Raw genomic sequence first — 21,280 nt, 5'->3', positions numbered from 1 at the left:
TGTTTGACGGTACATTGGATGGGTTACTTCCCCGATTCGAAGGACGTGCGCTCGTGAGTGCTGTCGCTCTTGGGCTGGTCTTCCTGTTCATCCTGGCCGCGGGCGGATTGCGATCCGTCGAGGTCGGTTGCCAGAACACGCAGAAGATCCATGTGAAGAACATCTGGTTGTGCGCGGTGGTGTCCTATGCCGTCGCGTTAGTGGGGTTTTCGATCTTTTTAGCGATCTCGTCGGTGGTCTCGGAGTCGCCGTGGCCGACGTTCGCGGACGTGCGCCAGATGCCGTGGTGGGCGCCGTTCGGCGGGCTGATCGGCGGTGTCGCGGTGGTCGGCATGATCACCGTGGCCCGGCACGTCGGTGTCGCCACCTTCAACGCCGTGGTGATCGTGAGCGAAATGCTGGTCGCGCTGGTCATGGACGATCTGGGCCTGATGGGCTTCGCGGTCCGGGAGGTGACGCCGCCGCGGCTGCTGGCCGCTGTGCTGATCACCGTCGCGGTCTACCTCATGGCCAGCGACTCGGGTGAGTCGCGGCCCGCGCCACAGCCCGTGGTCCTCACCGGAGAGGGAGTCCGATGAACGCGCCGGCCACCGCCGACGCGGCCGCCGTCCGTCCGTCCCCGCGGGGCCGGGTCATGGTTCTCATCTTCGTCTTCATGCTCATCGGCGGGGCGCTGCGGTCGGTGGAGGCCGGCTGCCAGAACTCGCTGAAACTGGCTCTGCACAACGTTTTTCTGTGCGGCGTCATCTCCTATGCGGTGGCGCTCACGGGTGTCGGGCTGATCTTCGCCGTCACGATGGCGCTGTCGAAACATCGGCAGTGGCCGTCGCGGGCCGACCTGAAGGCCATGCCGCGGTGGGCCCCGTTCGGCGGATTGACCGGTGGCGCCGCGATTTTCGCGATGATCACGGTCGCCTCCAGCGTGGGGGTCAGCACCTTCAACGCGCTGATCATCGCCGGGCAGATGCTGCTGGCGACGGTGATGGATCACTACGGGGTGATGGGTTTCCCGCGCCGCCGGATCACCGTGCAGCGCCTGGCCGGATGCGCGCTGATCATCGTCGGGTCCTATCTGATGGCGAAATACTGAGGCTCGCCGGGCGCCGCCACTCGGCGACGCCCGGGCGACAGTCGGGCAACAACTGTCCGGCGATTCGATGCACACCTCGGAAGTTTCCTGCGCGAAGCCGCGAATGCCGATAGCGTCGTTACATGACTGGACCGATGCCTTTGACTCTCGCCTCGATCCGCCAGGCCCCCAAGGCCGTGTTGCACGACCACCTCGACGGTGGCCTGCGCCCCGCGACCGTGCTCGAACTGGCCGAGGAATGCGGATACGACCAGCTACCGGCCACCGATGCCGCATCGCTGGCGCGCTGGTTCCGCGAGGCCGCCGACAGCGGATCGCTCGAGCGCTATCTCGAAACGTTCGCCCACACCGTCGCCGTGATGCAGACCCCGGAGGGGCTGCGCCGGGTGGCGCGCGAATGCGCTCTCGATCTGGCCACCGACGGTGTGGTGTATGCCGAGATCCGCTTCGCACCCGAACAGCATCTGGAGCGCGCGCTCACCCTCGACGAGGTCGTCGAGCACACGCTGGCGGGTTTCCGCGAAGGGGAACAGCTGGCCGCCGCGGCCGGTACGCCGATCCGGGTGACCTGCCTGCTCACCGCCATGCGCCATGCCGCGCGCTCGCGTGAGATCGCCGAGCTGACCGTCCGTTTCCGTGATCGCGGTGTGGGCGGATTCGATATCGCCGGGGCCGAGGCGGGCTATCCGCCGTCGCGGCATCTGGACGCGTTCGAGTACATGCGCAGCAACTGCGCGCAGTTCACCATCCACGCCGGTGAGGCCTTCGGGCTGCCCTCGATCCACGAGGCGGTGGCCTTCTGCGGATGCGATCGCCTCGGGCACGGAGTCCGGATCACCGACGACATCTTCGACAACGGCGGATCCGAGCCCACTCTCGGGTTGGTGGCGAATTATGTTCGCGACAAACGGATTCCGCTGGAGCTGTGCCCGTCGTCGAATGTGCAGACCGGTGCGGTGCCGGCACTGGACAAGCATCCGTTCGACCTGCTGGCCCGGCTGCGGTTCCGGGTTACCGTCAACACCGACAACCGGCTGATGAGCGATACCGACATGAGCCGCGAGATGCTCAAACTCGTCGAGACCTTCGGCTACGGCTGGAGCGATCTGGAGCGGTTCACCATCAACGCCATGAAATCGGCGTTCATCCCGTTCCCGGACCGGCTCCGGATCATCGACGAGGTGATCAAACCGGGCTATGCCGTGCTGATCGGATGAGCCCGGCAGCCCGGCAGGCTGATCGGATGAGCACGGCAGCCCGGCAGGCCTAGCCCTTCTGCAGGCGGCTCTCGAACGCCTGCTCCAGGGCCCGCCAGCCGTCGGCCTCCGCGGCGAACGGCGGGCTCGGGGCCATCCGGCTCGGGTCCGGTTCGAGCAGATAGGAGACGTACCAGCCCAGCGGCGTCGATTTGGCGAGCGCCTGCTCGACTCCGTCGTCGCCCACGTAATCGGCTGCGTCGGTGAACAATTCGACGGCCAGGTCGAGCTGATCGACATCGACGGACTTGGGGCCCTGCCCCAGATCGTCGGCCAGGCCCGGCAGGACGTAGATGTTCTCCTCGGTGACCTCGACCTCGAGCGAGCCGTCCACCGCGGCGGTCCGGACCTCGTCGTAGGTGCTGACCCGGGCCAGATCGTGGTCGTGATCGTCGGCCAGATAGCGGGCCAGCGCACGCTCGGAGCCGAAGACGGTGATGGTGCCCTCGCTACCGAGGAACACCGGCTCGTCGTCGAGATAGCAACGCAGCGTGAAGAATTCGCCCTCGGAGGTGACGATCTTGACCGGGTCGATGCCGACCTCGTGCCAGAACGTCTCCTCTTCGTCCTCGTCTTCCTCGTCGGCGTCTTCCTCGTCGGCGTCTTCGTCGTCGAGGTCGACCGGTTCGATATCGTCGTCGTCGGTATCGGCCACATCCTCGGCGTCGACGACGTTCTCCTCGGCCGCGAGCATTTCGGCCTCGGCGACGGCCAGCGCCTCGGCGTCGACCTCGGGCGAGACGACCACCGAATCGATGGCGTCGATGACCTGATCCCAGTCCTTGGCGATCGCGTTGCCGACCTGATCCCACAGCTGCTCGCCGTCGCGGCCGACGAAGGCCGTCACACCCGCGGGCAATGCGCCCAGCACCGGGTGGGAACCGAAGAACTTCGTCACCACCTCGAGTTCGCACACCTCGCCGATGGTGCGGACCATCTCGAGGGTCTCCTCGAGTTCGGCGATGGTCTCCGGGTCGGGTTCGCTTGCCGCGAGCTCGGGCACCCCGACCAGATCGAAGACGTGCTCCTCCAGGGGCTCCAGCTCGGCCGCGGACAACCCGACCACGACCTTCCAGGACGGATGGTCGACCAGATCGTTGTCGTCGTTGGTCCGGATGAAGGCGGCGAGCTCCGCCGGCGAGTCGAATCCGTAGAGCTCGTCCTCGTGACCGAGGAATGCCTCCCACTCGTCGTCACCGTCTCGCCAGCGCGGTGCCCACAGGGTGACAAGATCGCCGTCGGTGAGACCGAGCTCGATCGGGACGATGTCTCCAGAAGCCATGACCGGAAGCCTATCGAGCCGTAGCGTGCGACACTATTCGGCCCGCCCCGCAACGTTTCCCGATTCGGGTGCGGTGAAGGCGGAATTGAGCGTGGAGACCACCTCGGAGCGCTGTTCGCCCGCGTTCTGGGCCGCCTGCTGGCACGCCCAGATGATCAGTTGTCCCACGTCGGCGGGCGATTGGGAGGCCACGGCCTCCGACAAGGTCAGCCCCACCAGGGCGCCGTCGCTGTCGACCTCGACGCTGACCGAACCGTCCTCGGAGGTGAACCGGCCGCGCACATTCTTGAGGTTGTAGAGCGCGGCCTCGAGGGCTTCGAGTTTGTCGGTCGCCGCGGCGACGAGGGCATCCATTTCCGCGCTCACAGTGCGTCCTTTCCGGACATCGGGCTCAGTCCCCTGTTCATACCGGCCGCATCCAGCTGGTGGGGCCGGTGTCCTCGTCGTCCATGCGATCGAGTTCGTCGACGGCCGCCTGCCGGGTCGGCAGGCCGAGCTTGTCCAGGATTTCGGGTGGCATGCCGGATTCGGCGAGCAATTCGCGCCGGCGGGCCTTGGCCACGATGGCCGACCGCTTGGTCAGGCGGAGGATCTCCGCGGCCAAAGCCTGTGCGCCGTAACGGTATTCGCTGCGTTCGAATTTGATTTCCACCGGCATGCCCTGATCGGTGGCCCGGACACTGATGGTACCGGCGCGATTGGTGCTGGCGGCGACCGTGACGCTCGGGATCTGCTGTTGCTGCGGCCCGCTCATGAAGTCGGCCTGTAGAACCCGTGGAACGCCATTCCCATGTTCTCCGTTCGAATCGGGTCGATCTGGACCGGATCCCCGGCCTCGACCATCTGTCCGTTTCCGACGACCATCGCGACGTGACCGTCCCAGATGGCCAGGTCCCCCGGCATGACATCGCCGGGGCTGACCGGGGTCGCCCCGGAGCTCTGGTCACAGGCCAGGCGCGGCAGATCCACCCCGGCCTCGCCGTAGGCCCATTTGGTCAGTCCGCTGCAGTCGAGCCCGGAGCCCGGAGTGTTACCGCCCCACACATAGGGGGTGCCGCATGCGCTGACCGCGGCCTTGACCGCCGTCGCGGCCTTCTGATTGGGTGCCTCGACCTGGCTGCCGTCGGGCAGGGTGATCATGACGCCGCCGTGTTTGCCCGGTTTCTCGGCGCCGGACCGATCCGCGCCCGGGGCGGTCTTGCCCGTACCGGAACTCGACCGTGAGGTGGTCGTCGCACTCGCCGGGCTGACCATGCCGCTCATCATCGAACCGCCGGAGGAGACCAGCCCGCCCAGCAGCGAGGTGGCCTGCTGGGCGCCGGTGCTGAGCGCAGGCGCCGCGGCCGCGGCCACCGGAACACCCGCGGTGGACGGGGTGGACGGCGGCGGGGTGAGCTCGGACATCGAGGAGGTGTGGGTGTCGAGTTCGTTGCGCACCCGCCCGACCACGCCCAACGCCTGCCCGAAATGATCGATCGCGGAGTTGACCACGGTGATCAGGCCCGGGGGAGTGGTCACCGCGGGACCGAGGACCGTGACCGACTTGACGAAGGACTGCACGATCCCGTCGAGTTCCCGCTGACCGGTCTGCACCGACGCCGCGGCCTGGCTGACCACATCGGCCATATCGTTGCCGCGATCCGACATGGACGCGGCCGAGGTCTGCACCTTCAGCGCCTTGTCCATCGCGGAATCGCCACCCTGGCCGTTCCAGGCATTGGTCATCTGGTTGATGCTGGAACTGCCCGCCTGGTGGATGCCGTCGAGATGAGTGGAGACCTGGCGCAGCGCGTCGGCCGGGCCGTCGGTGGGCATGACGCCGGAGCCGAAGCTGGTGAGCAGATCGATGAGCGGTTGAGCGAGCGCGTCCAGGTCGACGACCCCCGTCATGCGAATTCGCCTTCCGTGGCGCGCAGTCCGGCCGCGTGCGTGGCGTCGGTGTCGGAGTAGGTGGCCGCGGCGCCGGTGGCGGCGGCGCTCATACTCCCCATCACAGCGGACAATTCGCCGATCCCCGCCACGTGTCCGGCATGGGCCGCGGCGTAGGCGGCGACGAAATCGCCCCCGATCAGTCCCATGATCGGCCCGAGCAGGAGTGGGTCGGCGCCGGCGGCGCCCGCCGCGGCAACCCCCATTTCACCGGCCAGGCCCGCTGCTGTGGCACCGTAGGCGGCGACGCCCTCGGTATCGACCGAGATCTTGTGCATCAACATCCCCCATCGTGCTGGTCTGGTGGCAGATTACGTCATCCGACCGGTTCGACGCATGCCCCTGCGCATCGGTTCCCACTCCGGTTGCGGAAATCTGCCGCGGGGTTCCGATGTCGAACCCCGACAGACCTTATCGTTCCTTCATGCGCACGCATATCGTGGATCACCCCCTGACGGCCACCCTGCTGACGACCATGCGCGACGCTCGCACGTCGAACGCGGGCTTCCGCGCCGCCCTGGCGGATTTGACCGGATTCCTCATCTACGAGGCGTTGCGGGACGTTCCGACCACGACTTTCGATATCGAGACCCCGGTCGCCACCACCCGCGGTGCCCGGCTGGCGCAACCACCGCTACTGGTACCGGTGCTGCGCGCCGGACTCGGCATGGTCGACGCCGCCAGTGCGCTGATCCCGGAATCCCGGGTGGGTTTCGTCGGGATGGCGCGCGACGAGCGGACCCATCGGCCGGTGCCGTACATGGAGTCGCTGCCCGCCGACCTGTCCGGGCTCCCGGTCTTCGTCCTCGACCCGATGCTGGCCACCGGCGGTTCCATGTGCCACACCCTGGAACTGCTGGTCGACCGCAACGCCACCGATATCACCGCGGTCTGCGTGGTCACCGCTCCGGAAGGTATTGCCGCACTGGAGAATTCCGGGTTCCCGGTGCGGTTGGTGGCGGCGGCGGTCGACGACCACCTCAATGCCGACGCCTTCATCGTGCCCGGGCTCGGCGACGCGGGCGATCGTCAGTTCGGGCCCCGGTAGAACCGATCGAGGCCGCCGGGCCCTTCGCTCACAGTTTCTCGCAGAATCGGCGTAGCTCCGAAAGCCGCTGCGCGGCACGATCTTTCGCGTCGGGGAGCCGATCGGGCGCCGATGCCGGTTCGACGACCTCCAGATAGCACTTGAGCTTGGGTTCGGTGCCGGACGGGCGGATCACCAGACGCTGGGACGCGCCCTCGAAGATCAGCGCGTCGGTACGCATCGGGCCGCGCACCGTCGACAGGTCGGTGCACGTCACCGCCTCACCCGCGATGTGATTCGGCGGCGTCTCGCGCAGGCGGGCAACGACGTCGGCGGCCGCCTGCGAGTCGGCCAGGCGCAGCGACACCTGATCGCCGGCGTGCAGGCCGAAGGTCACCGCGTACTCGTCGAGCCGCTCGAGCAGGCCACTGCCACCGGACCGCAACCGGGCGGTGAGGTCGGCGGCGGCCACGGCGGCGGTGATGCCGTCCTTGTCGCGCACGGTGGCCGGATCGACGCAGTGGCCGATGGCCTCCTCGTAGGCGTAGACCAGTCCCCGCCCGGCCCGGGCCAGCCATTTGAACCCGGTGAGCGTCTCGGCGTAGCGCGCGCCCCGCGCGGCCGCGAGCTTGCCGAGCAGCCGCGAGGACACCACGGTGGTCGCGACCAGAGCATCCGGAGCCGCGTGTCCGAGCACGTAATCGGCGAGCAGCACACCGGTCTCGTCCCCGCGCAGCATCCGCCATCCGCGTGGCCCGCGCACGCCGAGCGCGCAGCGGTCGGCATCGGGATCGAGCGCGATGGCGAGATCGGCGTCGACCTGTTCCGCCAGTGCCAGCAGCCGATCCGACGCCCCCGGCTCCTCGGGATTGGGAAAGGCGACCGTCGGGAAGTCGGGATCCGGCGCGAACTGCTCGGCCACCACGTGCACATCGGAGAAGCCCGCCGCCGCCAGTGCCGCCACCGCGGTCTCGCCGCCGACGCCGTGCATCGGCGTCAGGGCGATCCGCGGCCGCTCGCGACGCGACGCGATCGGATCGGCGGCCGGGCCGCCGATCACCTCGGGGATCGCGCCCGCGCGGGCCAGATAGCGGCGCACGATCTCCGCTCCGAGATCGGCGACGGCCGCGTCGGCGGGCAGCGACAGGATCGAGGGTTCCGGAGCGGTGGGCCCGGGGTCGGCACGCGGGACGGGGCCGGCGACCGCCTCGATGCACCGTTCGATCTCGTTGTCCGCGGGCGGGATCAACTGGGAGCCGCCGTCGAGGTAGAGCTTGTAGCCGTTGTCGGTGGCCGGATTGTGTGAGGCCGTGATCTGCACGCCCGCCACCGCGCCCAGCTCGCGGACCGCGAAGGCCACCACCGGTGTGGGCAGCGGCCGCGGCAGCGGCAGGACCGCGAACCCGGCGGCCGCGAAGACCTCGGCGGTGACCGTGGCGAACTCCGCCGAACCGTGCCGCGCGTCGCGGCCGACGATCACCAGCCCGCCGCCGAGGCAGCGTCCCCGGAGCCATTCGGCCACACCGGCACTCGCCCGGGCCACCGTGGTCACGTTCATACCGTCGGGTCCGTCCCGCAGCGGTCCGCGCAGGCCGGCCGTCCCGAATCGCAACATCGTCGCCGCCTAGATCCGTTCCAGGACGCCGCGCAGCAGTTTACCCAAACGCGGTGCGGCAGCACGGCCTTCGGCCAGCACCTCCTGATGTGACAGCGGTGCGCCGGTCACACCGGCCGCCAGGTTGGTGACCAGCGAGATGCCCAGCAGCCGCAGCCCCAGCGACCGGGCCGCGATGGCCTCGAGCACGGTCGACATCCCGACCAGGTCCGCGCCCATTCCGCCGAGCATGCGGATCTCGGCGGGGGTCTCGTATTGCGGGCCGTGCAGCCCGGCGTAGACACCCTCGCTCAGGGAGGGGTCGACTTCTCGTGCCAGCGAACGCAGTTCGGGATCCCAGGCGTCGACGAGATCGACGAACGTGGCGCCGGTCAGCGGCGTGCGCCCGGTCAGGTTGAGGTGATCGCTGATCAGTACCGGCTCACCGACTCGCAGACCGGCCCGGATGCCGCCGGCGGCGTTGGTCAGAACGATCGTCTCCGCCCCCGCGGCGGCCGCGGTGTGCACGGCCTGCACGACCCGTTGCGGTTCGTACCCCTCGTAGAGGTGCTGACGGCCCATCATCAGCAGCACCGGCGTCTCGCCCACCGGCACCGACACCACGATGCCCCGATGTCCCTCGGCGGTCGGCGGTTCGAATCCCGGGATCTCACCCATGGGGAGGGAGGCGTGCGGCGTTCCGATCTCGGTGGCGGCGGACTGCCAGCCCGATCCGAGGATCACCGCGACTCGGTGCTGCGGTACTCCCGTACGTGTGGCGATCGCCTCGGCGGCCTGTTCGGCAAGCATGCGCCCACGATAGTGCGCGGCGGCCCGCACGGGTGGGCCGCGCGCCGGATCCGGGCGAGGCCACCGCGCGCGGGGCCGGACCGCGGTGCAGGATGGTGCCGTGCGTGAACTCGTGGTCCTCGGCACGGCCAGTCAGGTGCCGACCCGCCGCCGCAATCACAACGGGTATCTCCTGCGCTGGGACGGCGACGGGCTGCTGTTCGATCCCGGTGAGGGTACGCAACGGCAGATGCTCTACGCGGGCGTGTCGGCGAGCGGCATCACCCGGATCTGCCTGACCCACTTCCACGGTGACCACTGTCTCGGCCTGCCGGGCGTCCTGGCCCGCCTCAATCTGGATCAGGTCACCCATCCGGTGGACATCTGCTTCCCGGGGTCGGGCGCCGAAATGCTCGCGCATCTGCGCGGGGTGGTACCCGAATTCTCCGGTCTGCGTGAGCATCCCGTCGAGGTGAGCGGTCCGGTTCCGCTACCGGACGCGCCGTTCGCCTTCGAGGCCGTGCGGCTGTCGCATCGCGTCGACACCTTCGGCTATCGGCTCACCGAGCCCGACGGCTACCGGCTGGTGCCCGAGCGGCTGGCCGAATTCGGTCTGGCGGGACCGGCGATCGGGCGATTGCAGCGCGAGGGCTCGGTCCGGGTGGCCGACGGCCGCACCGTCACCGTGGATCAGGTGTCGGTCGAGCGGCCCGGCCAGCGCTTCGCCTTCGTCATGGACACTCGAATGTGTTCGGGCGTCGAGGAATTGGCGGAGGGGGCCGACATGCTGGTCATCGAATCCACCTTCCTGGAATCCGAGGCGCAGCTGGCACACGATTTCGGACACCTCACCGCCGGACAGGCCGCGAAGGTCGCCGCCGCGGCCGGAGTGCGGACGCTGGTACTCACGCACTTCTCGCAGCGTTACGGCGATCTGACCGGACATCGCGACGAGGCGCAGCGCTATTTCGACGGCGATCTGGTCGTCGCCGAGGATCTGATGCGGGTGCCGGTGCCAACTCGCCGGTAACTTAGGTGGGGGGTGTGCTGCGGCGGTCATTCGGAGCTGCATATTCTCTGCCTATGCCGTACTTGGACCGTGACGGGGACGTATTCGTGCTCTACCTCGGCAACGAGGGACAGACCGACAGCGAGAACCGCTTCCACCCCGACTGGATCGACGAAATCCACGCCCAGCTGGATCGGGTCGAGGCCGCCGAAGGACCGGCGGCGCTGGTCACGGTGGCGACAGGCAAGTTCTTCAGCAACGGACTGGACACCGACTGGCTGTTCGGGAACATGGACCGGATGCACTGGTATCTGGACCGGGTGCATTCGATCTTCAGCCGGTTGCTGACCTTCGGTATGCCGACGGTCGCCGCGCTGAACGGCCATGCCTTCGGCGCGGGCGCGATGCTGGCCACCTCGCACGACTTCCGCGTGATGCGTGGCGATCGCGGCTACTGGTGCCTGCCGGAGGTCCATCTGGGGATGCCGTTCACAGTCGCGATGAACGCGCTGGTCACCGAGCGGCTGACCAATCAGGTCGCCCTCGAGGCCATGACCACCGGCCGGCGCTACGGTTCCGCCGACGCGATCGCCGCGGGCATCGTCGATCAGCAGGCCGACGCGGATCGGGTGCTGGCCGACGCGGTCGCGCGGGCCGCCGCGCTGGCCGGCAACCGCAAACCGAACCTGCCGGTCATCAAGCGTGCCCTGCACGGCCGCGCGCTGGCCGGGCTGCAGACCGCGACCACTCCGGAGAATCTGGCCTTCGGCGCCTGATAACCCGATGATCATCGCGCGGCGCGCAGTGCGAGACTGTGTGCCATGCCACGCAGCGCGGACGATCGCAGCGGGAAGCCGGCGGTCCGGTCGGGGGACCGGACCGCGGGCAGCGGCTGCGTGCACACCGACGGCACCGCCGTCGGGAAAGCCGGATCGGCGGTCGCCCCCGCCGATCCGGACCTGCTCGCGGCGGCCGATGCCGTGGTATCGGCCGCCGAACCGGAACTGATCGCACTCTCACACGCCATCCACGCCGAACCGGAGCTGGCCTTCGCCGAGTTCCGCAGCGTGCACGAGACACTGATCCCCCTGCGGGCGCGCGGTTTCCAGATCGAAGCCCCGGTGGCGGACCTGGACACCGCCTTCGTCGCCACCTACGGCAGCGGGGAACTGGTGGTCGGCATCTGCGCCGAATACGACGCGCTGCCCGAGATCGGGCACGCCTGCGGGCACAACATCATCGCCGCGTCGGCCGTCGGCGCCGCCCTCGCGCTGGCCGAGGTGGCCGACCGCTGCGGCATCACGGTCAAGGTGTTCGGCACGCCGGCCGAGGAGAGCGGTGGCGGCAAGGTCCTGATGCTCGAACGCGGAGTGTTCGACGGGCTCGCGATGGCCATGATGGTGCATCCGGGCCCGCTGGACATCGTCGGTGCGCGTTCGCTGGCACTGGCGGATCTCTCGGTGCGGTTCCACGGTCGCGAGGCCCATGCCAGCGCGGCGCCCGAATACGGGCGCAACGCCGGAGACGCCGCCACGGTCGCGCAGGTCGCGCTGGGGCTGCTCCGTCAGCATCTGCGGCCCGGCCAGCAACTGCACGGTATAGTCGAATCGGGCGGTGTTGCCCCGAATATCGTGCCCGGCTTTGCGGAACTGTTGTATTACCTGCGGGCAGACGATTCCGCATCCCTCGACGATCTGCTACAGCGCGCCTCGGCCTGTTTCGAGGCGGGAGCGCTGGCGACCGGATGCACTCATGAAATCCGGGCGTTGGCGCCCACATATACCGAGCTCACGCCGGATGCCGCACTACTGTGTGCTTACCGCGAGCAGATCATCGGTATGGGTCGCTTGCCGCTCGCGCCGGAACTCGAGGCAGCACGGCCGCTGGGTAGTACCGATATGGGCAATGTCACCAACGTCATTCCCGGGATTCACCCGGTGATCGGCATCGACGCGAACGGCGCGGTGACGCACCAGCGGGAGTTCGCCGCGGCGGCCGTGACGCCGTCGGCCGATCTCGCGGTGATCGACGGGGCGCGCGCACTGGCGCGTACCGCGATCCAGATCGCCGGCGACGAACTACACAGGGACAGGTTGTTGGAGCGCAGTATTCCGCGACAGGAGGATATTCGGTGAGCACGATCGGCCGGTCACCGGCGGGCCGCGAGGACGATGCCTCGGAGGGCGACTCCGGGGCCGGATCTCGCTCTCCCGCATCGGCGAGCCGCCAGGTGAGGACCACGGGCCTGCAGGGACGGCAGCCCGGTACCGCGGCGGGCCCGGAGGCGGGCACCTGTCGTCACACCGGCCTGGCGGCCGGGCGGCAGGCCGAGGTCGCGGCCGGTCAGGCGGCGATCGAGGCGTGGCTGAGTCAGCACGGTGCCGAGCTGATCGGCTGGCGCCGCCACATCCACGCCAACCCGGAACTCTCCCGGGCCGAGCACGCGACCACAGAATTCGTGGAATCGTGGCTGGTCAAGGCGGGACTCGAACCGCGCAAACTGCCCACGGGAACCGGTCTGGTCTGTGATATCGGCCCCAGCGGGCCGCGTATCGCACTGCGCGCCGATATGGACGCCCTGCCGTTGCAGGAGTACACGGGCCGCCCGTTCGCCTCGACTGTGCCCGGCGTCTCGCACGCCTGCGGCCACGACGCGCACACCTCGATCCTGCTCGGCACCGCGCTGGCGCTGTCCGAACTGGACGAGTTACCGGTCGGTGTGCGGCTGGTCTTCCAGCACGCGGAGGAGGTCATGCCCGGTGGTGCGATCGATATGGTCGCCGCCGGTGCGATGGACGATGTGTCGCGGGTCTTCGCGCTGCACTGCGATCCCCGGCTCGAGGTCGGCAAGGTAGGGGTCCGGGTCGGGGCCATCACCTCGGCGGCCGACACCGTCGAGCTGGTCCTGGATTCCCCGGGCGGTCACACCTCGCGTCCGCATCTGACCAGCGATCTGGTCTACGCCATCGGCACCGTCATCACCGGCCTGCCCGGCCTGCTCAGCCGCCGGATCGACCCGCGGACCAGCACGGTCATGGTGTGGGGCGCGGTGTCGGCCGGTAAGGCGCCCAACGCGATTCCGCAGACGGGCATGCTCACCGGCACCGTGCGCACCGGCGACCACGCCACGTGGTCGTTGCTCGAGCCGATGGTCCGCGAGATCGTCGACGGTCTGCTCGCCCCCACCGGGGTCCGGTATCAGCTGAACTACAAGCGCGGTGTGCCGCCGGTGGTCAACGACGAGTTCTCCACCCGCATGTTCGAGGACGCGATTCTCGGACTGGGCCCGGACGCGCTGTCGGACACCCCGCAGTCCGGCGGCGGCGAGGACTTCTCCTGGTACCTCGAGGAGGTGCCGGGGGCGATGGCGCGGCTGGGTGTGTGGCCGGGCGAGGGCCCGCAGCTGGACATCCACCAGCCGACCTTCGATATCGACGAACGGGCGCTGGCCGCCGGGGTGCGGGTGATGACCAACCTGGTCCTGCAGGCACGCTGACCATCCGGCCCGTCGGGTGCGATCACTCGGCGGGCCGCCTTCGGGGAACCACCTCGTCGCGGAACTACATCGAGCCGAAGGTGCCCGGCCCCACGTTGCGGCTGTTGCGGGTGCGCAGCGCGTGCACATAATCGGCTGGCGCACCGGCCTTTTCCGCGGCATCCGCGATCACGCCGATATACCGGGCCGAGGGCAGGCCACCCTCGTAGGCGTCCAGGACGTAGAGCCAGGCCAGCACCGGCTGGGTGCCGGTGCCCGAATTGGGAGACACCCGCAGGCGGATCTTCTTGTGGATACCGAAATCCGAACCCTCCCACCGATCGAGGCTCTGCTCGTCCTCGGCGGAAACGTCGTACAGCACGACGAACACCCGGGAGCCGGGATCCTCGACCACTGTCGCCAGCGGTCCCTCCCAGCCGATGTCGTCGCCCGCGAAGGTCAGCCGCCACCCTTCCAGCCAGCCCGTTCCGTAGACGGGGGAGTGCGGACAGCGCTTGAGCATCTGCTCCGGATCCATATTGGATCCGTAGGCGGCGTATATCGGCACCTGGCAAGAGTATCGAATGTACGGACCGCTTGTTTCGATCCGGCCGGGTTCGGGGTCCGGCCGTCTCCGGACCGGGCGACAGATGTCGGGCGAATTACAGGAAGGTGACACGCGCAACGTCACACCTGACGCGGTCAAAACTGGGGAGAGCAGGACCGATAACGTTGACGGCAGTGCCGGAGATCCCGGCCGCACAGCTCGATAGCGGAGGTACACATGGCCCGCATAGCAATCATCGGGGGCGGCCCCGCCGGCTACGAGGCGGCGCTGGTGGCGGCTCAGCACGGAGCCACGGTCACCGTGATCGACTCCGACGGTATCGGTGGGGCGTGCGTGCTGTGGGATTGTGTTCCGTCCAAGACATTCATCGCCTCGACCGGTGTGCGCACCGATCTGCGCCGCGCGCGTGATCTGGGTATCACCGTGCACGTGGCCCAGGCCCAGGTGCGGCTGTCGGAGGTCAATTCCCGTGTGAAGGCGCTGGCCCAGGCGCAGTCCTCCGACATCCGCTCCAAACTGCAGGCCGCCGGGGTCACCATCCTCAACGGCCGCGGTCAGCTGATCGACCAGATCGCCGGTCTGGCCACGCATTTGGTGCGCGCGACCCTGGCGGACGGCACCGAGCGGGTGATGGAGGCCGAGGTGGTGCTGATCGCCACCGGCGCCAGCCCACGGGTGCTGCAGGGCGCCGAGCCCGACGGTGAACGGATCCTCACCTGGCGCCAGCTCTACGACCTCGAGGCACTGCCGGAAACGCTGGTCGTGGTCGGTTCCGGTGTCACCGGCGCCGAATTCGTCTCCGCGTACACCGAAATGGGCGTCAAGGTGAAGCTGGTCTCCAGCCGCGACCGCATGATGCCCGGCGAGGACGCCGACGCCGCCCTGGTGCTCGAGGACGCGCTCGCCGAACGCGGGGTGGAGCTGGTCAAACAGGCCCGTGCGGACGCCGTGGAACGCACCGCGGACGGGGTTGTGGTCAAACTCTCCGACGGGCGCACCGTCACCGGATCGCATGCCCTGATGACCGTGGGTTCCACACCGAACACCGATGATCTGGGGCTCGAGCGCATCGGTATAGAACTCGATCGCGGTGGCTATCTGCGCGTCGACCGGGTGTCGCGGACCTCGGTACCCGGCATCTACGCCGCGGGCGACTGCACCGGCCTGCTGCCATTGGCCTCGGTCGCGGCCATGCAGGGCCGGATCGCGATGTATCACGCACTCGGCGAGGGGGTGCAGCCGATCCGGTTGAAGACCGTCGCCTCGGCGGTGTTCACCCGCCCCGAGATCGCGACCGTCGGCGTCAGCCAGACCTCCATCGACAACGGGGAGGTCCCGGCCCGCACGGTGATGCTGCCGCTGAACACCAACCCCCGGGCCAAGATGTCGGGTCTGCGGCGCGGTTTCGTGAAGATCTTCTGCCGTCCCGCCACCGGTGTGGTCATCGGCGGCGTGGTGGTCGCGCCGATCGCCTCCGAACTGATCCTGCCGATCGCGATCGCGGTGCAGAACAATCTGACGGTGAACGATCTCGCGCAGACGTTCTCGGTGTATCCCTCGCTGTCGGGATCGGTCACCGAGGCCGCGCGTCAGCTGATGCGCCACGACGACCTGGACTGAGAGCGCCGGAGCTGCGGCGAACGAGCCGGAGCCGTGGGAACGACGGGCGAGGACGCCGGTGTCGCGGACATCGTCGAAACGGTGCGCCCGAGTGGTTCTCCGCGCAGGGGCCGGGAACCCGCCGGAGTGAGGCGAAGGCCCACCAACCCGCCTTCCCAGGGGTGCGAAACATCCCTGTTGCCTGAAACTTGTTCGTGTGGTTCACTTCCCGCAGAGATGTCACTGGTGGGCGGCTGGTAGGTTCACGCGCGGGGGGAATCACCTTTCCCGGGCCGGGAATCCGCGGGCGGCTCCACGCCGCAGCGGGGCGCGGCCGGGGCATCGATGAGGGACGAATGGAGACGGCCTCATCGAACGGCATTCGTCGGTCGAGGACAAGGCCGGGCTTCGGGAAAGGGATTGCGGGACAGTGAAACATCGTAAGCCGAGTCGGGCGCAGCGAGCGATGGCCACCACATCGTTGCCTCTGGCCACTGCGGCCGCGGTGGCGACCATCCTGTCGTCGGGAACGGCGAGTGCCGCACCGGTGGATCAGCCGAATGTGCCGACCACTCCCGCGCAGCCGGGGGCCACCAACGAGGCGCCGGCGCAGACCGACAACAACAACGGTGCACCGACGACTCCGGGCCAGGACGCGCCGGGCGGACAGCAGAACGGCCCGTCGCAGCCGGGCGTCACCTCTCCGAACCAGCCGGGCACCACCAGTCCGAGCCAGCCGGGCGTGACGACTCCCCAGCCGGGTGTCACCACTCCGAATCAGCCGAAGCCGGACCAGAATCTGGCCTCGCCCACGCAGCCGGGTGTCACCACCCCACGCGTCGCGCCGCTGCCGGTGCCGGGTCAGGGCGGTCAGGTGCAGCCGGCCATCGTGCCGGATCAGCACAACCCGGGCGGCCAGGCCGATCAGCTCAAGCCGGGGCAGCAGGCGCCCGGCCAGGCGGTGACGCCGGAGAAGCCGCGTACGCCGGACAGCCAGATGGACACCCTGCGCGGACAGGGCGGTGACAACAGCGCCCCGCAGTCGCAGTGGACCTCGCCGAGCCTGCAGGCCGCGCCGGCCGCGCCGGTCGTGCAGATGACCGGTCCGCACACCGAGGTCGGCGCCAACGTCGACGGTGGCGGGCTGGCGCCGGGCTACATCGCCAACACCCATCACTTCAGCAACCTGGACGGGTATGTCGGCACCGTCGGTTACCGCACTCCGAACGCGGTCGGTGACGCGGGTATTTCGGTGGAGTTCGTCGAGGCCAACAAGGTCAAGATCACCTCGTACACCCATGCCACGGGTTTCGACGATCTGAAGTCCGAGAACTACGTCGACACCACCCAGCCCAATGCGGCGAAGGCGGCCGTCGAGGGCTGGATCAAGCAGCAGCCCGGTGGTGCGGCCGCGCTGGATGCCGCCGCTCAGGTTGGTAGACTCCCGCAGGGTGATTTCGCTCCGCAAACAGTGAATGTCGCTGGTGCGACCACTCAGTGGGGTGGCACGGTCCAGTACTGATTCAGACTGAATCGACGCGTGGGGCGGTCGTTCGCGACCGCCCCACGCGTGTGTCTCGGGGAAGGAACGGGTGATGGCTTCCGGCGACGAACAGGGCCGGGACGAGGGCGAGTCGGAATTCGGCCCGCCGGTCTCCGGATTCGGACCACCACTGAACGACTTCGGACCGCCGACCGGTGACTCGGGCGCTTTCGGGCCGCCCACCGGGGAATCGGGTGCTTTCGGGCCGCCCACCGGGGAATCGCGTTCTGTGGGCTGGTCGCCGGTCGGCGAGCCCGAGCGGCCGAATCTCGGCTGGCAGCCGGCCGACGCTCCCGCGCAGCCGTCGGTGCCGCCGCCGCCCGCTCAGTATCGCGCGCCGGATTCGACCCCGGCACCCGAGACCGTCCGGCATTCGGCCCCGGAGGCCTCGCGCGCTCCCGAGGCACGCCGCAACGCTGTTCCCGAACCGAAGCAGGGTGCGAATCCCGCCCGGAGCCCGGAGACGGTGCGCTATCTCGACTCCGCCGGCTCCTCGGGTTCCGACGGCGATCGTGGTTCCTGGTGGAAGGACGATTCCGGATTTCCACCGGCGCCGCCGCGGGAGAAGCCGGGGTCGCTGTGGGACGACGACGAACTGGCCAAGAAACTGGCTGTCCCGCGCGCTGGCACCGATGCCAAGGCGGGCTCGGGCTCACTGTGGGACGACGACGATCTCGCCAAGAAGCTGGCGCCGTCGCGCCCGGCCGCCGGTCCGGACCTCGACGAGACCCATCGCAATCGCGGTGTGCTGTACGGCGGTATCGGCGCCGCGGCCGTTCTGGTCGTCGCGCTGATCGTGGTGATCGTCTTCGCGACCCGCGGCGGCGACGACACCTCGAACAACGCGCAGCCGGGCGGGGCGACCGGTGCGAGCGGTAACTGTGCCGCGCGGACCGAGGGCAACATCGTCTACGGCAACGGACCGGGCGACACCTCCAGCGGGTCGAATGCCATCTTCGGCTACCAGCACGCGTACTACACCGAGCGCAATGCGGAGAAGGCGCACACCTTCATCGCGCCCGGCGCCAATGTGCAGCCGCCGCCGGACCTGCAGAAGACCATCGACGACCACATCCCGCAGGGCACGACCTATTGCCTGCGGATCGCCTCGACCGCGCCCAGCCAGTTCAACGTCGAGGTGACCGAGCACCACCCGGACGGCACCCAGTCGCTGTATCTGGAGGTGATCACCACGGTGAACCAGGGCGGCCGGAACCTCATCCAGCTGATCCAATCGTTCTAAATCTCACACTATGAGAATATAAGTTCATATCCTGGATGCCTCTGTGCGAAAGTGGAGTGACCACCCTTTCGTCCGGAGGTATCCGCATGTCGCCGCACACTCCACCCTTGTCCCATCGGCTGGACGGGCTGCAGAGTTCGGCGATTCGCGACCTGCTCAAGCTGACCGCCCGCGCGGATATCGTCAGCCTGGCCGGCGGGCTGCCCGACGAACAGTTGATGCCGCGCGATGCGATCGCCCGGTCCGCGGAATCGGCACTCGCCGACCGGGCCCGGCTGCAGTACACCGAATCGGCGGGATGGGGGCCGCTGCGCGAGGTCGTCGCCGCCCGGGAGTCGGTGCGGCTGGGTCGCCCGGTCCCGCTCGGGGACGTGTTCATCACCCACGGTTCGCAGCAGGCGCTGTCCCTGCTCGGTGAGGTGCTGATCGATCCGGGTGCGCTGGTGGTGGTGGAGGATCCCGCCTACGTCGGGGCGCTGCAGGTGTTCCGGGCGGCGGGTGCGCGCATCGTCGCGGTGCCGCTGGACGAACACGGTATGCGGGTCGACGCGCTCGAGGAGTTGCTGGCGCGCGGCGAGCGCCCCGCGCTCGTGCACACCGTCAGCAATTTCCACAATCCGCGCGGGGTGACCCTGAGCGCCGAGCGACGGCGGGCACTGGCCGCGCTCGCCGAGCGGTATGACTTCTGGGTGGTCGAGGACGATCCCTACGGTGAACTCTGGTTCGATCGCCCCGCTCCGGAACCGGTCGCGTCCTACTCGCCCAACGTGATTCGGCTGTCGAGCGCCTCGAAGATCCTCGCCCCGACGCTGCGGGTCGGCTGGATGGTCGCTCCGAACACCGTCTGCCGCGGTGTGGAGCTGCTGAAACAGGGTGCGGACCTGTGCGGTTCGGCGCTGACCCAGCAGATCGCGGCGGATCTGCTCGCCGACGAGGCCTGGCTGGGCGCACACCTGGACAAGGTGCGCGGCATCTACGGTGAGCGGGCCGGCGCGCTCGTGGGTGCGCTGCGCGATCGCTTCGGCGACCGTGTGGTGAGTACCGACGCCGCGGGCGGCATGTTCGTCTGGGTCGATTTCACCGACGGCACCGACACCGTGGACCTGCTGCCGCGGGCCCTCGACCACGGCGTGGCCTATGTTCCGGGCTCCGCCTTCGCGGTCTCGCAGAGCTACCGCGCGTCGATGCGGATGTGCTTCACCACCTCCGATGCGGCCGTTCTGACCGATGCGGTCGATCGGCTGGCACGAGCGGTCGAGGCGGGCGATCCCGCCGCGCGGTGACCTCCGGCCCTACTGCGCCCATCCGTAGGTGCGTTCCACGGCCTTGTTCCACTCGGCGTAGCGCCGATCGCGTTCCGTCGCCGGCATCACCGGCCGCCACACCTTGTCCTCGGCCCAGTTGGCACGGATATCGTCGGTGCCGGGCCAGTAGCCGACGGCCAGTCCGGCCGCGTAGGCGGCACCGAGTGCGGTGGTTTCGGTGATCACCGGCCGGACCACCGGAACGTCGAGAATATCGGCCTGGAACTGCATGAGCAGCTCGTTCGTCACCATGCCGCCGTCGACCTTCAGGGTCGTCAGTTCCACCCCGAGGTTCTCCGCTTCGGCATCCGCGCGCATGGCGTCCAGCACCTCGCGAGTCTGGAACGCGGTGGCCTCCAGCACCGCTCGGGCCAGATGTGCCTTGGTGACGAAACGGGTCAGTCCGGTGATCACACCGCGGGCATCCGGGCGCCAGCGCGGTGCGAACAGGCCCGAGAACGCCGGGACGATGTAGGTGCCGCCGTTGTCGTCGACGGTGCGGGCCAGCGGTTCGATATCCGCGGCCGATTCGACGAGGCCGAGGTTGTCGCGCAGCCACTGCACCAGCGATCCGGTGACCGCGATCGATCCCTCGAGCGCGTATACCGCGGGCTGGTCACCGAGCCGGTAGCAGACGGTGGTGAGTAGCCCGTGCTTGCTGAACACCGGGGTGGTGCCGGTGTTGAGGAGCATGAAATTGCCGGTGCCGTAGGTGTTCTTGGCCTCGCCGGGCACCAGGCAGGCCTGGCCGAACGTCGCCGCCTGCTGATCGCCGAGGATGCCGGCGACCGGAACCCCCGCCAGCGGCCCCGAGGTGATCTCGGCGTAGACCTCCGAGGAGCTGCGGATCTGCGGCAGCATCGAGACGGGGATGTCGAATTCGGCGCAGATCTGCGAATCCCATTGCAGGGTTTGCAGATTCATCAGCATCGTGCGCGACGCGTTGGTCACGTCGGTGAGGTGGCGGCCGGTCAGCTTCCATACGATCCAGCTGTCCATCGTGCCGAAGCACAACTCTCCGGCCTCCGCGCGAGTGCGGGCACCCTCGACGTTGTCGAGGATCCAGCGCAGCTTCGGACCGGAGAAGTACGTGCTGAGCGGCAGGCCGGTCCGGTCGGCGTAGCGCCCGGCGCCGACCTCGCCGCCGAGCTGTTCGCACAGGGCCGCGGTGCGGGTGTCCTGCCAGACGATGGCGTCGGCGACCGGTTCGCCGGTGGCCCGGTCCCAGACCACCGTCGTCTCCCGCTGATTGGTGACGCCGACCGCGGCGATCTCGGCCGGACTCGCGCCGGCGTTCTCCAGGGCCGCGCCGATCACGAATTCGGTATTGCGCCAGATTGTTTCGGGGTCGTGTTCGACCCAGCCCGGCTGCGGGAACAGCTGTTCGTGCTCGCGCTGGGCGAGGCCGGCGATGCGGCCGGAGTGGTCGAAGACGATGCATCGGCTCGAGGTAGTCCCCTGATCGATGGCGGCCACGAAGCGTCGCATCCGTGCAGGCTACTAAACCTCTCACGCGCCGCGCATCACATCGCCGCAGGACCGCAGGTGGACTAGGGTAGAAGCCGATTACCG

At 68.8% G+C, this 21,280-nt stretch carries 21 protein-coding genes; 12 read left to right on the top strand and 9 right to left on the bottom strand.

Going from position 1 to position 21,280, the window contains the following annotated elements; translation table 11 throughout:
• Positions 1-53: 53 nt before the first annotated feature.
• The 3 genes from LKD76_RS26635 to LKD76_RS26625 all read left to right on the top strand — a co-directional run bounded on the left by LKD76_RS26635 (position 54) and on the right by LKD76_RS26625 (position 2,307).
• Positions 54-578 carry a DMT family transporter gene (locus tag LKD76_RS26635; RefSeq protein WP_227984153.1) on the top strand — a complete coding sequence of 175 codons (525 nt, stop codon included), beginning with the start codon at positions 54-56 and terminating at the stop codon, positions 576-578.
• A complete protein-coding gene (locus LKD76_RS26630; RefSeq protein WP_227984152.1) occupies positions 575-1,090 on the top strand; it encodes a DMT family transporter in 516 nt (171 codons plus the stop codon). Before LKD76_RS26635 ends, LKD76_RS26630 begins: the two co-directional genes overlap by 4 nt.
• A 122-nt stretch (positions 1,091-1,212) precedes the next feature.
• Positions 1,213-2,307 (top strand): adenosine deaminase, encoded by a 1,095-nt coding sequence (locus LKD76_RS26625; protein ID WP_227984151.1) that lies wholly within the window; start codon positions 1,213-1,215, stop codon positions 2,305-2,307.
• A 49-nt stretch (positions 2,308-2,356) separates the two neighbouring features.
• Here the strand turns inward: LKD76_RS26625 and LKD76_RS26620 are convergent, their stop codons facing one another.
• Genes LKD76_RS26620 through LKD76_RS26600 form a run of 5 tightly spaced genes read right to left on the bottom strand, consistent with a single transcriptional unit; the run spans position 2,357 to position 5,841 of the window.
• Complete coding sequence (locus tag LKD76_RS26620; RefSeq protein WP_227984150.1) at positions 2,357-3,628, bottom strand: SatS C-terminal domain-containing protein; 1,272 nt, start codon at positions 3,626-3,628, stop codon at positions 2,357-2,359.
• Between the two features lie 33 nt (positions 3,629-3,661).
• The gene (locus tag LKD76_RS26615; protein WP_227984149.1) at positions 3,662-3,994 is read right to left on the bottom strand and encodes a YbaB/EbfC family nucleoid-associated protein; all 333 of its coding nucleotides are present in this window, start codon (positions 3,992-3,994) and stop codon (positions 3,662-3,664) included.
• A 37-nt stretch (positions 3,995-4,031) separates the two neighbouring features.
• Complete coding sequence (locus LKD76_RS26610; protein WP_227984148.1) at positions 4,032-4,382, bottom strand: hypothetical protein; 351 nt, start codon at positions 4,380-4,382, stop codon at positions 4,032-4,034.
• The gene (locus LKD76_RS26605) at positions 4,379-5,518 is read right to left on the bottom strand and encodes an NlpC/P60 family protein (protein WP_227984147.1); all 1,140 of its coding nucleotides are present in this window, start codon (positions 5,516-5,518) and stop codon (positions 4,379-4,381) included. The genes LKD76_RS26610 and LKD76_RS26605 overlap by 4 nt, the downstream gene beginning before the upstream one ends.
• A complete protein-coding gene (locus tag LKD76_RS26600) occupies positions 5,515-5,841 on the bottom strand; it encodes a type VII secretion target (RefSeq protein ID WP_443678162.1) in 327 nt (108 codons plus the stop codon). The genes LKD76_RS26605 and LKD76_RS26600 overlap by 4 nt, the downstream gene beginning before the upstream one ends.
• A 140-nt stretch (positions 5,842-5,981) precedes the next feature.
• Here LKD76_RS26600 and upp point away from each other — a divergent pair, with 140 nt between their 5' ends.
• Positions 5,982-6,605, top strand: coding sequence for a uracil phosphoribosyltransferase (gene upp, locus LKD76_RS26595; protein ID WP_227984146.1), 624 nt, complete (start codon positions 5,982-5,984; stop codon positions 6,603-6,605).
• Between the two features lie 28 nt (positions 6,606-6,633).
• Here the strand turns inward: upp and LKD76_RS26590 are convergent, their stop codons facing one another.
• Together LKD76_RS26590 and LKD76_RS26585 are read right to left on the bottom strand one after the other, a co-directional pair.
• Positions 6,634-8,199: a phospho-sugar mutase gene (locus LKD76_RS26590; protein WP_227984145.1), complete on the bottom strand. Its 1,566-nt coding sequence runs from the start codon at positions 8,197-8,199 to the stop codon at positions 6,634-6,636.
• A 9-nt stretch (positions 8,200-8,208) separates the two neighbouring features.
• Positions 8,209-8,988 (bottom strand): purine-nucleoside phosphorylase, encoded by a 780-nt coding sequence (locus tag LKD76_RS26585; RefSeq protein ID WP_227984144.1) that lies wholly within the window; start codon positions 8,986-8,988, stop codon positions 8,209-8,211.
• Positions 8,989-9,088: 100 nt separating this feature from the next.
• Here LKD76_RS26585 and LKD76_RS26580 point away from each other — a divergent pair, with 100 nt between their 5' ends.
• The 4 genes from LKD76_RS26580 (at position 9,089) to LKD76_RS26565 (ending at position 13,472) form a co-directional block, all read left to right on the top strand.
• Entirely contained in the window at positions 9,089-9,997 is a 909-nt protein-coding gene (locus LKD76_RS26580; RefSeq protein ID WP_227984143.1) for a ribonuclease Z, read from the top strand.
• A 53-nt stretch (positions 9,998-10,050) separates the two neighbouring features.
• Positions 10,051-10,752: an enoyl-CoA hydratase-related protein gene (locus tag LKD76_RS26575; protein WP_227984142.1), complete on the top strand. Its 702-nt coding sequence runs from the start codon at positions 10,051-10,053 to the stop codon at positions 10,750-10,752.
• Positions 10,753-10,797: 45 nt separating this feature from the next.
• The gene (locus LKD76_RS26570) at positions 10,798-12,111 is read left to right on the top strand and encodes a M20 family metallopeptidase (RefSeq protein WP_372465933.1); all 1,314 of its coding nucleotides are present in this window, start codon (positions 10,798-10,800) and stop codon (positions 12,109-12,111) included.
• A 218-nt stretch (positions 12,112-12,329) separates the two neighbouring features.
• Complete coding sequence (locus LKD76_RS26565) at positions 12,330-13,472, top strand: M20 family metallopeptidase (RefSeq protein ID WP_227985412.1); 1,143 nt, start codon at positions 12,330-12,332, stop codon at positions 13,470-13,472.
• A 64-nt stretch (positions 13,473-13,536) separates the two neighbouring features.
• On the opposite strand, the gene LKD76_RS26560 is transcribed toward LKD76_RS26565, so the two are convergent.
• Positions 13,537-14,019, bottom strand: a complete 483-nt coding sequence (locus LKD76_RS26560; RefSeq protein WP_039776727.1) for a gamma-glutamylcyclotransferase family protein — start codon at positions 14,017-14,019, stop codon at positions 13,537-13,539.
• A 201-nt stretch (positions 14,020-14,220) separates the two neighbouring features.
• Here LKD76_RS26560 and LKD76_RS26555 point away from each other — a divergent pair, with 201 nt between their 5' ends.
• From LKD76_RS26555 to LKD76_RS26540, 4 genes are all read left to right on the top strand, one after another.
• Entirely contained in the window at positions 14,221-15,639 is a 1,419-nt protein-coding gene (locus LKD76_RS26555) for an NAD(P)H-quinone dehydrogenase (RefSeq protein WP_227985411.1), read from the top strand.
• A gap of 445 nt (positions 15,640-16,084) precedes the next feature.
• A complete protein-coding gene (locus tag LKD76_RS26550) occupies positions 16,085-17,140 on the top strand; it encodes a hypothetical protein (RefSeq protein ID WP_227984141.1) in 1,056 nt (351 codons plus the stop codon).
• Between the two features lie 73 nt (positions 17,141-17,213).
• The gene (locus LKD76_RS26545; RefSeq protein ID WP_227984140.1) at positions 17,214-18,404 is read left to right on the top strand and encodes a DUF8176 domain-containing protein; all 1,191 of its coding nucleotides are present in this window, start codon (positions 17,214-17,216) and stop codon (positions 18,402-18,404) included.
• An 86-nt stretch (positions 18,405-18,490) separates the two neighbouring features.
• Positions 18,491-19,687: an aminotransferase-like domain-containing protein gene (locus LKD76_RS26540; protein WP_227984139.1), complete on the top strand. Its 1,197-nt coding sequence runs from the start codon at positions 18,491-18,493 to the stop codon at positions 19,685-19,687.
• A gap of 9 nt (positions 19,688-19,696) precedes the next feature.
• Here LKD76_RS26540 and glpK read toward each other — a convergent pair whose 3' ends face one another.
• The gene (gene glpK / locus LKD76_RS26535) at positions 19,697-21,196 is read right to left on the bottom strand and encodes a glycerol kinase GlpK (protein ID WP_227984138.1); all 1,500 of its coding nucleotides are present in this window, start codon (positions 21,194-21,196) and stop codon (positions 19,697-19,699) included.
• Positions 21,197-21,280: the final 84 nt, after the last annotated feature.

Origin of the sequence: Nocardia spumae (genome assembly GCF_020733635.1) — a bacterium.
Classification (GTDB): Bacteria; Actinomycetota; Actinomycetes; order Mycobacteriales; family Mycobacteriaceae; genus Nocardia; species Nocardia spumae.
The sequence above is the reverse complement of the archived record's forward strand: the minus strand, read 5'-3'. Positions and strand labels throughout refer to the sequence as shown.

Excerpts from the sequence above, each read along its gene's own strand:
- LKD76_RS26630 (WP_227984152.1), top strand. The coding sequence starts at position 575 with ATGAACGCGCCGGCCACCGCCGACGCGGCCGCCGTCCGTCCGTCCCCG.
- LKD76_RS26625 (WP_227984151.1), top strand. The coding sequence starts at position 1,213 with ATGACTGGACCGATGCCTTTGACTCTCGCCTCGATCCGCCAGGCCCCC.
- LKD76_RS26620 (WP_227984150.1), bottom strand. The coding sequence starts at position 3,628 with ATGGCTTCTGGAGACATCGTCCCGATCGAGCTCGGTCTCACCGACGGC.
- LKD76_RS26610 (WP_227984148.1), bottom strand. The coding sequence starts at position 4,382 with ATGAGCGGGCCGCAGCAACAGCAGATCCCGAGCGTCACGGTCGCCGCC.
- LKD76_RS26605 (WP_227984147.1), bottom strand. The coding sequence starts at position 5,518 with ATGACGGGGGTCGTCGACCTGGACGCGCTCGCTCAACCGCTCATCGAT.
- LKD76_RS26600 (WP_443678162.1), bottom strand. The coding sequence starts at position 5,841 with ATGTTGATGCACAAGATCTCGGTCGATACCGAGGGCGTCGCCGCCTAC.
- upp (WP_227984146.1), top strand. The coding sequence starts at position 5,982 with ATGCGCACGCATATCGTGGATCACCCCCTGACGGCCACCCTGCTGACG.
- LKD76_RS26590 (WP_227984145.1), bottom strand. The coding sequence starts at position 8,199 with ATGTTGCGATTCGGGACGGCCGGCCTGCGCGGACCGCTGCGGGACGGA.
- LKD76_RS26585 (WP_227984144.1), bottom strand. The coding sequence starts at position 8,988 with ATGCTTGCCGAACAGGCCGCCGAGGCGATCGCCACACGTACGGGAGTA.
- LKD76_RS26575 (WP_227984142.1), top strand. The coding sequence starts at position 10,051 with ATGCCGTACTTGGACCGTGACGGGGACGTATTCGTGCTCTACCTCGGC.
- LKD76_RS26570 (WP_372465933.1), top strand. The coding sequence starts at position 10,798 with ATGCCACGCAGCGCGGACGATCGCAGCGGGAAGCCGGCGGTCCGGTCG.
- LKD76_RS26550 (WP_227984141.1), top strand. The coding sequence starts at position 16,085 with ATGGCCACCACATCGTTGCCTCTGGCCACTGCGGCCGCGGTGGCGACC.
- LKD76_RS26545 (WP_227984140.1), top strand. The coding sequence starts at position 17,214 with ATGGCTTCCGGCGACGAACAGGGCCGGGACGAGGGCGAGTCGGAATTC.
- LKD76_RS26540 (WP_227984139.1), top strand. The coding sequence starts at position 18,491 with ATGTCGCCGCACACTCCACCCTTGTCCCATCGGCTGGACGGGCTGCAG.
- glpK (WP_227984138.1), bottom strand. The coding sequence starts at position 21,196 with ATGCGACGCTTCGTGGCCGCCATCGATCAGGGGACTACCTCGAGCCGA.